This window comes from Pseudomonas sp. 5Ae-yellow, from assembly GCF_014077575.1.
Taxonomy (GTDB): domain Bacteria; phylum Pseudomonadota; class Gammaproteobacteria; order Pseudomonadales; family Pseudomonadaceae; genus Halopseudomonas; species Halopseudomonas neustonica.
This window is the reverse complement of sequence record NZ_JACGWE010000034.1, coordinates 24,500-34,816: the sequence shown is the minus strand read 5'-3', so window position 1 is coordinate 34,816 and position 10,317 is coordinate 24,500. Positions and strand designations below refer to the sequence as shown.

The window sequence follows — 10,317 nt, the reverse complement described above, 5'->3', positions numbered from 1 at the left end:
AACAAAGAAACCGCTCAAGCAGCGGTTTTTTTGTGTCTGCGATTTGGTGCGAAGGCGCAGGAATAGCTCAGTTGGTAGAGCACGACCTTGCCGAGGTCGGGGGCGGGCGGCGAGCCTCGCGAGTTCGGGTCTCGTTTCCCGCTTCAGGAGCAATAAAAAACCGCCTAATGGCGGTTTTTTATTGCGTACGAATGAGTTGCAGCGTTGAACGCATCAGGTAGGGCTTTGCAGTAACTGCCTTGCCTGTTGCCAGTCAAATACCTCACCGCGAGCTTCTACATCGGCCCTGTGCTCGTCGAGTAGCTGATACTGGGCAATTTCGTCGTCGGGCATAAAGTGCAGGCAGTCACCGCCAAAATACCAAAGCAAGTCTCGCGGTATCAGGTGGGCTATCTGCGGGTAACGGCTGATGATCTGGCACAGGATGTCCTGGCCCAGATAAAGGCTGTCGTGATCACCTTTTTCCAGCTCTGCCAGCAGCTCATCGAAGCGCTCCATAAAAAGCTCATTACTTTCTTCGGGTACCTGCTCTAGTAGGGCTGATTGCGCGCGCAGGGTGTCGTAGAGGCTTTGCAGCAGGGCTAGGTGGTAGGCGTGATAGCTAAGAGGTGTATTCATGGCGGACTCCTGTTTCTCTGGCGCGGGAGTCTAACAGAAAGCGTGGCCGGGGGTGTCTGAGCTGCTGACACTCCCGGCCAAAGGCTTACTCCTCGGCTGTTGGCGGAGGGAAGGGCTGATTCTCCAGGACACCTTCTTTTTCAAGTGGGTCCTGTTTGCCCTTGGTTGTGGCGGGTTTCTTTGTTGCTTTGCCCGTTTTGCGCGTTGTTGGGTCCATTTCCTCTTTGGAAAAATCGTCAACATCGATCACCGCGCGTCTGGCGATACGTGCGTCGCGCACCAGCTCGGCCTCTTCGGGACTGATAACACCCGACTCGGCAGCTACAGCCAGCATATCGGCATCGCTGTCGTGTTCGAGTTCACCAGAGCGGATGGCTTTGGCCAGGCGCACTTCAATCGGGTCTGCTTGCAAGACTTTTTCCAGGGTGGTGTTGATTAACCCGGTTACGTCTGCTGGATCCTGGCTCTGATAACAGCCATCGAGTAGCCGGTCTCGTGCGCCGCCGGGTTTCATCAGGCTACGCGCGATCTCGACACCCACGGCGTCTGCCGGTGGCGTGAGGCGACGCCCCAGTGGGAAGACGACGACACGTAGCAGGCAACCAACACGCGAGTCAGGAAAGTTGAGCAAGACTTCGTGAAGGCTCTGCTCGATCTTGAACAGCAGGTCTTCTACGCCCCATTGCACGAAGGGCAGGTCTTCCTCATGGCGACCCTGATCATCAAAGTGTTTGAGCGTCGCGCTGGCCAGGTAAAGATAGCTCAGCACATCGCCCAGACGGGCGGAAATTCGCTCCCTGCGCTTAAGTTCGCCGCCGAGCATCAGCATGGTGCAGTCGGTGACGGTAGCAAAGGCAGCAGCAAGGCGTGAGAGCTGGCGATAATAGGCTTTGGTCGCCGGATAATCCGGGGTGTCGGCCAGGCGACCGCCGGTCAGCCCCAGCAGCAAACTGGCTGAGGCGTTGCTCAGCGAGAAACCGATATGGCGGAACAACAGGTCGTCGAACTCGGTCAGCGCGGCATCCTTGTCTTCATTTTGAGTCGCGAGCATTTCCTTGAGAACAAAGGGATGGCAACGGATGGCGCCCTGACCAAAGATCATCATGCTGCGGGTGAGTATGTTGGCGCCCTCAACCGTTATGGAGATGGGGACCGACTGATAGGCGCGACCAAGGTAGTTGCTTGGCCCCATACAAATGCCCTTGCCACCGTGCACGTCCATGGCGTCGTTGACGGTCTGGCGCATACGTTCGGTGACGTGGTATTTGACCACGGCCGATAGGACCGAGGGTTTTTCGCCCAGATCAACTGCGCCCGCGGTCATGGTGCGAGTGGCGTTCATGACGTAGGTGTTGCCGCCGATGCGGGCAAGTGCTTCCTGAATGCCTTCGAACTCACCAATCGGCAAGTTGAACTGCCGACGAATGCTGGCGTAGGCGCCGGTCGTCATGCTGGCCATTTTCGCCGCGCCGGTGCCACCGGCTGGTAGAGAAATTGAGCGGCCCACTGAGAGGCAGTTCATCAGCATCATCCAGCCTTGGCCGATACGATCCTGGCCGCCGATCAGATAGCTCATGGGGATGAACACGTCCTTGCCAGAATTCGGCCCGTTCATGAACGCGGCATTGAGTGGGAAGTGGCGGCGGCCAATCTCGACGCCCTCGGTGTCGGTCGGGATCAAGGCGAGGGTAATGCCGAGTGATTCCTCGTCACCTAGCAGGTGGTCCGGGTCGTAGGCTTTGAACGCCAGCCCAAGGACGGTAGCAATAGGGCCCAGGGTGATGTAACGCTTTTCCCAGGTCAGGCGCATACCGATGACTTCTTCACCTTCCCACTGGCCTTTGCAGATGATGCCCTGGTCCGTCATGGAGCCCGCGTCTGAGCCAGCCTCCGGTGCGGTAAGGGCGAAGCAGGGTATTTCCTTGCCGTCGGCCAGGCGCGGCAGGTAATGCTGCTTCTGTTCGTTAGTACCATAGTGCATCAAGAGTTCGGCTGGCCCCAAGGAGTTGGGCACCATGACCGTTGAGCCAAGGTCGCCGCTGCGGCTCGCCAGCTTCATGGCGATCTGCGAGTGGGCATACGCTGAAAAGCCTTTGCCGTTGTATTCCTTGGGGATAATCAGGCCAAAGAAGCCGTTGTCCTTGATGAAGCTCCAGACCTTTGGTGGCAGGTCCTGACGCTCGGTGGTGACTTCCCACTCGTTGGTCATGCTGCAGAGCTCTTCCACTGGACCATCGAGAAAGGCCTGTTCTTCCGGGGTTAGGCGCGGAACAGGGAAACCGTGGAGTTTGCTCCAGTCCGGGCGACCGCTGAACAGCTCGCCATCCCACCAGACAGTCCCTGCATCGAGGGCTTCCTGTTCGGTATCGGAAAGGGGTGGCAGGACTTTTTTGAACCAACCGAAGAGCGGCGCGCTTATTTGATTGCGGCGCACATCGGGCAGATTGAGAGGGACGGCCACGCAAAGAAATACGGCCCAAAGCACCAGGTCCAGTACCCAGTGCACTGGCCCCAATAGGGTCATTACCAGTAAGTAGGCCCCTACGCCGAGACAGGCGTTCAGCAGGCTGGTACGGACGTAGGCCACGGCTGCGATACAGAGCAGCAAGCCAAGTAGCCAAAGCAGAGTTAGCATGAAGTCTTCCTTCTTCCAGAGATCCAGTAGTCAGCATAGTCGCTTTGTCGGCGCGATGTTGCAGACAGGCGTTTGCTTATGGACCGGGAAGAAGCCCGGCGGTTCCGACTGGTTGCAGTGGAGCCGCCGGGGATATGGGTGTTGCAGGGCAGTGCTGCATCAGCCGATTACGTTGGCGGTATCTTGTTTCAGGGTTTTACCTGCCAGATAGTAGTGTGCAGAAGCCCATACATTGACGAAGGTGGCTGCCAGCAGCGCATAGCGCAAACTGTCGCTCTCGAACCAGACGCGCATCAGGTCACTGGCGATGCCGATCAGTTGTGGGCCAAAGCCCAGGCCAAACAGATTGAGGATAAACAGCATGATCGCCGATGCCAGGGCGCGGCTGCGCAGCGGCGTCAGGCTTTGAATCATGCCGAAGCTAGGCCCAAGGTAAAAAGCACCCAAAAAAGCGGCGGGCATATAAAAGGCCAGCGCCAGATAGGTGTTGTCGATCAGGTAGAAAGCGCAGATGAATGGAATGGACAGCATTTTGGCGATGCCGACAATCCAGGCATTCCAGCGCGCATCCTTGGTCGCGAGGTGGTCGGCCAGCATGCCGCCGATGTAAGCGCCAAGCCCGCCCACAATACCCAGCGCTGGGCCGAGGAATAGACCAACTTCACTAGGTGTCATGCCGTGGCTGCGAATAAGGAAGGCGGGCGCCCAGACGATAGTGCCGTAGCCTACCAGTGCGGTGAGCGTGACGCCGCAGACAACGTGGCGCGTGGTGCGTACATTCCAAAGTGAGGCGAAACCGGCCCATACATTAACTTTGCCTAGTGGTGGTGGCTTGACGCCGTCAGCAAAGCCGCGCGGCGGCTCTATCATGGTGAAGCGCACCAGCAGGGCGATTAATAGACCCGGGGCACCAACGACCAGGAAAGCCGCACGCCATCCCCACCACTCGGCGACGAAACCACCAATAAGAAAGCCGAGCATGATGCCGAAGTAGACGCCCAAGGCGTAGATCGACATGGCGCTGGAGCGTTTCTCTTTGGGGTACAAATCGGCAATCATCGAATGTGATGAAGGGCCTGAACCGGCCTCGCCAATACCTACGCCAACACGCGCGATCGCGAGCTGCCAGAAGCTTTGTGCAGTCCCGCAGACGGCGGTCATGGCGCTCCAGATGGCAATCGACCAGGCAATAATATTGCGACGATTGGAGCGGTCAGCAAAGACGGCAATAGGAATGCCCAGGGTGGCGTAGAACAGAGCAAATGCTATGCCCGAAAGAAAACCCATTTGGGTGTCGGATAGCATCAGGTCGGCTTTGATAGGTTCTATCAGAATGCCGACGATGTTGCGGTCGATGTGGCTCGAGGTGTACGCAAGTACTAGTAGAATGAGCGCATAACGGCGGTAGGCGGGGGTGATGCGACTGGACATGTCTGTCTCGTCGACCGGGGTATCCGGTGTAGCGGCCATGAAAATCTCCGGGGGTGCTTGTTGTTGTGCCGGCGAGAATACGATGTCTCTTCTTGAGCCACAATCGACCGCCCGGTCACATTTGTAGCAGATTTGTAAGTGTTTCTCCGTGTTACGGAAATTGGTCGGGCCGCTGCTGAGGGGTTGATTATGATCAGTTTGCCCCCATTGTTAGGCATTCACTTCTCTGGCTTATAAGGCATCTGCATGACGGCAGCTATTCGTATCAGCGGGCTGGAAAAAACCTATTCCAACGGTATGCGTGCGCTAAAGGGAATTGACCTGGAGGTGCGCGAAGGCGATTTCTTTGCGCTGCTTGGTCCTAATGGCGCGGGTAAATCAACCACCATCGGCATCCTTTCTTCATTGGTTAACAAGTCGGTCGGTGAGGTCAGTATCTTTGGTCACAGTATTGATTCCGACCTTCTGGCGGCCAAGCGTTGCATCGGTGTCGTGCCGCAGGAGTTCAACTTTAGCCAGTTTGAAAAGACCATGGACATTCTGGTCAACCAGGCAGGTTATTACGGCATTGCGCACAAAGAAGCCAAGGTAAAGGCGGAGCAGTATCTCAAGCGCTTGGGCTTGTGGGAAAAGCGCGATGTGCCCTCGCGCATGCTGTCAGGCGGCATGAAGCGCCGATTGATGATCGCCCGTGCGCTTATTCATGAACCAAAGTTGCTCATTCTTGATGAGCCAACCGCCGGGGTCGATATCGAGATTCGCCGCTCCATGTGGCAGTTTTTGCAAGAGATCAATGAACAAGGCATCACCATCGTGCTGACGACGCACTATCTGGAAGAGGCCGAGCATCTGTGCAAAAACATCGCAATTATTGATCAGGGCGAGATTATCCATAACACCAGCATGCGCAAGCTACTGGGCGGGCTGCACGTCGAAACCTTTTTGCTCGATTGTGCCAACAGCTTTGATCATGCGCCGGAGATTCCCGGTTATCCCTGTCGGTTTGTCGATGACCACACCATTGAGGTGCAGGTCGACAAGGAGCAGGGTATGAACGCACTTTTCACCGAATTGAGCCGGCAGGACATCAGTGTGTTGAGCATGCGTAACAAGAGTAACCGTCTGGAAGAGCTATTCCTCATGCTGGTTGACGAAAATGCTGAAAAAGGGGCCGCTTGAGATGATGCATTGGCGTAGTAGCTGGATTGCCTTCACCACTATTTTATTTAAGGAAATCAAGCGCTTTACCCGGATATGGCCGCAGACGCTGCTGCCGCCGGGGATTGTCATGGCGCTGTATTTTGTGATTTTTGGCAAGATGATCGGCTCGCGTATCGGCGAGATGGATGGGTTTGCTTATATCGATTACATCGTGCCGGGCCTGATCATGATGTCGGTTATCACCAATAGCTATTCGAATGTGGCGTCGAGCTTTTTCAGTACCAAGTTTCAGCGCTCGATTGAAGAGCTGATGGTGGCGCCCGTATCGCCGCACGTCATTCTGCTTGGTTACACCTTTGGTGGTGTGGCGCGGGGTTTGGCAGTGGGCTTGATTGTGACGCTTATGTCGTTGTTCTTTACCCGTTTGCAGGTGCAGCACATCGGCCTGACCATCTGTGTGGTGTTCTTCACCTCATTGGTGTTCTCGCTGGGCGGCTTTATTAACTCGGTATTCGCGCGCACCTTTGATGACATCTCAATTGTGCCGACCTTTGTGCTGACGCCGCTGACGTACCTGGGCGGTGTCTTCTATTCTATTCATCTGTTGTCGCCGTTCTGGCAGGGGTTGTCTATGGTCAACCCGATCCTGCACATGGTGAATGCGTTCCGCTATGGCATTCTTGGTGTCTCGGACATTCCGATAGCAACGGCGCTGATCATTATGGCGGTGTTCACCGTAGCGCTGTACAGTTTGAGTTATTGGCTGCTGGTGCGCGGCACGGGTATGCGGCAGTAGCCAGTCAGCCGCGCGGGCAGCACCGTTCGCGGCACATTTTTGGAGAGATCGAGCATGTTGTCAGAACATCCGGCGGACGCCTCGCCACTAGGCAAATCCAGCGCCTACGTCAGCGTTTATACGCCGTCACTGTTGTTTCCGATACCGCGACTGCCTAAATGGCAGGAGCTGGGGTTGGACGCCGCGGCGTTGCCCTTTCATGGGGTGGATATCTGGAACTGCTATGAGCTCTCTTGGCTGACACCCTCCGGCAAGCCTGAAGTTGCGGCGGCGGAGTTTGTATTTCCGATCAAGGCTGCGCGCATCGTTGAGTCGAAGTCTTTCAAGTTATATCTGAACTCCTTCAATCAAACGGTTTTTCGTGATCGTCAGGAAGTACAGCAAACGCTTGAAGCTGACCTTTCAGTCGCTGCGCAAGGTCCGGTGATGGTGCGTTTGCTAGGTATGCAGCAGTTACACAACGCTGGCATGCTGCCGCTCACAGGTGAGTGCCTGGATACCGAGGACGTCGAGATCAGCCGTTATCATTATGATCCGGCGCTGTTGGCGCTGCGGCTCCCTAGTGTGCAAGTAAGCGAGCAGCTTTATAGTCATCTGTTGAAGTCCAACTGCCCGGTGACCGGGCAGCCTGACTGGGGGAGTTTGCAGATCAGCTATCGTGGGCCGCAATTGGATCGGGCGGCATTGCTGCGCTATCTGGTGTCTTTCCGTCAGCACGCAGATTTTCACGAGCAATGCGTAGAGCGCATTTTTATGGATATAAGCAAGCTTCTGGGAGAGGGTTGTGAGTTGACGGTCTACGCGCGTTATGTGCGTCGTGGCGGCCTCGATATCAACCCCTATCGCTCCACGCAGCCGGGCGTGCCGGAAAACCTGCGTCTAGCCCGGCAATAGTCTGGGCAGGTAAATAGCAGACAGCAAAACGCCGGCGATGCCGGCGTTTTTTATGCTGCGCAAGTGCTGGTCTGGTCTTAGATGCCCATGTCGGACAGTGTTTGCATCACACTACGCAGGGTGCCAGCTAGGGTGGGGTGACGCACGGCAAATTGCTCGGCCATCAGGTTGACCCCGTCGACCAGGGTAGGATCTTCCTCTGCCGGCTCATCACCTTCTTTTACCAGCAGGTGCGCATAGATATTGTTGGCCATGTTCTGCAAGGCTTCGCGCTCTTCCGCAGTCAGCTCTGCGTTGGGATCGTTTAGCGTGTCCTGCAGGGACTCCAGTTGGGCTTTCAGGCGCTGTGTGGGCATGGCTTACTCCAGTAACGGTTTTGCTTACTATAACCTGTGAGCCATGGCTGCGTCCGCCCCGATTTAAGCCCGCTCGCCTTTTTTCAGGCGTTGGTTGATGTCTGTCAGGCAAGGTAGCAGCTCGTCAACGGCGTCTATGACGTAATGTGCGCCGGCGTTGAGTAGCGCCATGGTTGCCTGCATCCGCAGTTGATCCTGCTCAGTGGGCGGTAGCTGTGGCCATTGGGCGAGTACGTTTTTGTTCAGACTGCCGCTCAGGGCTGTACCTACTGTCCACATGCCGGCGCGCAGGCCGGCTTCAATGCCAGCTGAGTTACCACTGATCAGGATGCACTGGTTGAGGCGGTGGCTTTGCATCGCCAGTGCGACCAGGGTTGGCAGGTCTGGGTCGGGCGTCGCACGCTGGGTGTCATTTGCGTGCCGGTACGCATACTCGGTTAGTTCCGAAGGAAGCTTTAAAGGTGTTTGGCTAAATAAACCCACGTCTTGTTGGGCAAGCGTGAGCATCTTTAATACCGGTGCTGCTTGCGCAAGCATCGGTGGTGCAGTCGTTTGCGTATCACAGGGCAGCAGGGTGCCGACTACATCAAAGATGACGGCCTCGATTTGAGTTTGCAGCATGGGCCAGGTCCTTTTGTGGCAACACCTTAAGGTGCAAACAGGCAGCGTTGAACATCACGATGACTGATTGCAGGCTGACCCAGCATATTCTGACAAGTGTGTTACGGCTTAATGACAGTGTGTTCAGGTCTCACCCAAAGGCTCTTTCCCCATCGCGATACGTACGCTGTCGGGAACGGGGATGGGGCGCTGGGTGCTAACGTCGATCCATACCATCTTGACGTCACCCTGACCAACCAGCTCCGGCTGACCTTTGACGAACATGCGGTGATCCAGCGATAAGCTGGTGCGCCCAACATCACCGGCAAACAGCTCGACAATAACGGTATTGGGGTGCACTACGGGTCTCAGGAAGTGATGTGTGCAGGTCAGTAACACCAGCCCTTGGCCAACTTCACGCCGATGCGCTCCCAGGCCATCGAGCCACAGAATGCGGGCTTCTTCCAGGTACTGGTAGTAGCGGGTGTTGTTGACATGCTGGTTGCTGTCCATATCGCCGTAGCGAACGGGCAGTTCGCAGCGGTAGAGCATAGGTTTGTTGCTTTCGGTCATAGTAAAATCGCTGATTTATACGGTTATTTTGCATTACACTTACACGCCCGGCTGGCGGCATCAGGACGCTGCCGGTTATTCAGAGATGAAAACGGAGACGTTGCTGATGAAACTTTTACATTCGGGCACAGGTGCATTGTTACTGTCATTTTCGACACTGGCGTGTATTACACCTGTTTTTGCCGACGATTCCTACGATGAATACGGCTCCGTATATGAGAATCCAGATCCGTGGGAGAAAGTGAATCGGTTTACCTTTAAGTTCAACGACACACTTGATCGTTACACGCTCAAGCCTGCTGCCAAGGCCTATAACTGGGCCACGCCGACGTTCGTGAATGACGGGGTGAGCAATTTCTTCAATAATCTCGGTGAGCCGAAGAACTTTGTTAACAATACCCTACAGGGCAAGTTTCGCGATGCTGGCGTGGACGTTTCGCGGTTCCTGTTCAATAGCGTGTTGGGTGGTCTGGGGATTGTTGATGTAGCGACCCGCATGGGGCTGCAGCGCAATGATGAAGATTTGGGGCAAACGCTGGGGGCCTGGGGCGTCGAGAGTGGGCCCTATTTTGTCATGCCGCTGCTCGGACCAAGCACGCTGCGCGATACGGCTTCAAAGCTGCCGGAAAACTTCTTTAATTACACTTACACCGGTTACATCAGCGACGTGCCAGTGCGTAACTCCTGGTTTGCACTGGACCTGGTTGATACGCGCGCAGGTCTGCTTGAGCGCGAGCGCCTGGTTCGCGGTGATCGCTATACCTTTATCCGCAACGCGTATTTGCAAAACCGCGAATATAAAGTCAAAGATGGCAACGTACCAGACGAGTTCTAAGTCTGGTACGTCTCACCGCTTGGCCGCACCCTCAGTCGAGGGTGTCGAACTGAATGCCAATAGCGTAGCTGCCCCCTTCGGTCGCCGCGCAGCGCACGACCTGCCCTCTGGCCTGCAAGCCTTTCATGCCTGGTGTAGGGGAGGGTATGTTGAGTTCTACTGCCGTGTCTTCGGCAATGCTCTGGGGGCATTGAATCTGCGCACCCTGGTTCGATAGATCATGGCAGTGTACCGAATGGGTCAGGTTCTCGGCGATGACCGTCAGTGTGGCTGTGGTCTCCATTTTCATGCGCATGAAGTCACGTTTTTCGCTGTACTGCTGGTCATGAAATGACATGGTCTACTCCGGCTGAGGCGAAACAGGATATCGATTTTTATTCTTATGTATCCTAGTGCCGACTATGCTCGGAGACAAGCG

At 55.7% G+C, this 10,317-nt stretch carries 11 protein-coding genes and 1 tRNA gene; 5 read left to right on the top strand and 7 right to left on the bottom strand.

Features of this window, described 5'->3' with window-relative positions:
- Window positions 1-54: 54 nt before the first annotated feature.
- Window positions 55-143 (top strand) — tRNA-Gly (locus tag H4J77_RS15680).
- Between the two features lie 70 nt (window positions 144-213).
- On the opposite strand, the gene H4J77_RS15675 is transcribed toward H4J77_RS15680, so the two are convergent.
- The 3 genes from H4J77_RS15675 to H4J77_RS15665 form a co-directional block, all read right to left on the bottom strand.
- A complete protein-coding gene (locus H4J77_RS15675; protein ID WP_123889014.1) occupies window positions 214-618 on the bottom strand; it encodes a PA2817 family protein in 405 nt (134 codons plus the stop codon).
- A gap of 85 nt (window positions 619-703) precedes the next feature.
- The gene (locus H4J77_RS15670) at window positions 704-3,253 is read right to left on the bottom strand and encodes an acyl-CoA dehydrogenase (protein ID WP_123889013.1); all 2,550 of its coding nucleotides are present in this window, start codon (window positions 3,251-3,253) and stop codon (window positions 704-706) included.
- Window positions 3,254-3,412: 159 nt separating this feature from the next.
- On the bottom strand, window positions 3,413-4,723 hold the full coding sequence (locus tag H4J77_RS15665) for an MFS transporter (protein ID WP_218565736.1): 1,311 nt from the start codon (window positions 4,721-4,723) through the stop codon (window positions 3,413-3,415).
- Between the two features lie 207 nt (window positions 4,724-4,930).
- On the opposite strand from H4J77_RS15665, the gene H4J77_RS15660 reads away from it, so the two are divergent.
- The 3 genes from H4J77_RS15660 to queF are packed head-to-tail and all read left to right on the top strand — an operon-like array spanning window position 4,931 to window position 7,535.
- Window positions 4,931-5,863 carry an ABC transporter ATP-binding protein gene (locus H4J77_RS15660; protein WP_123889012.1) on the top strand — a complete coding sequence of 311 codons (933 nt, stop codon included), beginning with the start codon at window positions 4,931-4,933 and terminating at the stop codon, window positions 5,861-5,863.
- Between the two features lies 1 nt (window position 5,864).
- Window positions 5,865-6,641, top strand: a complete 777-nt coding sequence (locus tag H4J77_RS15655) for an ABC transporter permease (protein ID WP_123889051.1) — start codon at window positions 5,865-5,867, stop codon at window positions 6,639-6,641.
- A gap of 54 nt (window positions 6,642-6,695) precedes the next feature.
- On the top strand, window positions 6,696-7,535 hold the full coding sequence (queF, locus tag H4J77_RS15650; RefSeq protein ID WP_123889011.1) for an NADPH-dependent 7-cyano-7-deazaguanine reductase QueF: 840 nt from the start codon (window positions 6,696-6,698) through the stop codon (window positions 7,533-7,535).
- A gap of 77 nt (window positions 7,536-7,612) precedes the next feature.
- Here queF and H4J77_RS15645 read toward each other — a convergent pair whose 3' ends face one another.
- The 3 genes from H4J77_RS15645 to H4J77_RS15635 all read right to left on the bottom strand — a co-directional run bounded on the left by H4J77_RS15645 (window position 7,613) and on the right by H4J77_RS15635 (window position 9,064).
- Entirely contained in the window at window positions 7,613-7,891 is a 279-nt protein-coding gene (locus H4J77_RS15645; protein WP_123889010.1) for a DUF4404 family protein, read from the bottom strand.
- A 63-nt stretch (window positions 7,892-7,954) separates the two neighbouring features.
- On the bottom strand, window positions 7,955-8,512 hold the full coding sequence (locus H4J77_RS15640; RefSeq protein WP_123889009.1) for a hypothetical protein: 558 nt from the start codon (window positions 8,510-8,512) through the stop codon (window positions 7,955-7,957).
- A 123-nt stretch (window positions 8,513-8,635) separates the two neighbouring features.
- The gene (locus H4J77_RS15635) at window positions 8,636-9,064 is read right to left on the bottom strand and encodes a thioesterase family protein (RefSeq protein ID WP_235869663.1); all 429 of its coding nucleotides are present in this window, start codon (window positions 9,062-9,064) and stop codon (window positions 8,636-8,638) included.
- Window positions 9,065-9,170: 106 nt separating this feature from the next.
- On the opposite strand from H4J77_RS15635, the gene H4J77_RS15630 reads away from it, so the two are divergent.
- The gene (locus tag H4J77_RS15630; RefSeq protein WP_123889049.1) at window positions 9,171-9,899 is read left to right on the top strand and encodes a VacJ family lipoprotein; all 729 of its coding nucleotides are present in this window, start codon (window positions 9,171-9,173) and stop codon (window positions 9,897-9,899) included.
- 31 nt (window positions 9,900-9,930) lie between these two features.
- Here H4J77_RS15630 and H4J77_RS15625 read toward each other — a convergent pair whose 3' ends face one another.
- Entirely contained in the window at window positions 9,931-10,236 is a 306-nt protein-coding gene (locus tag H4J77_RS15625; protein WP_123889008.1) for a PilZ domain-containing protein, read from the bottom strand.
- Window positions 10,237-10,317: the final 81 nt, after the last annotated feature.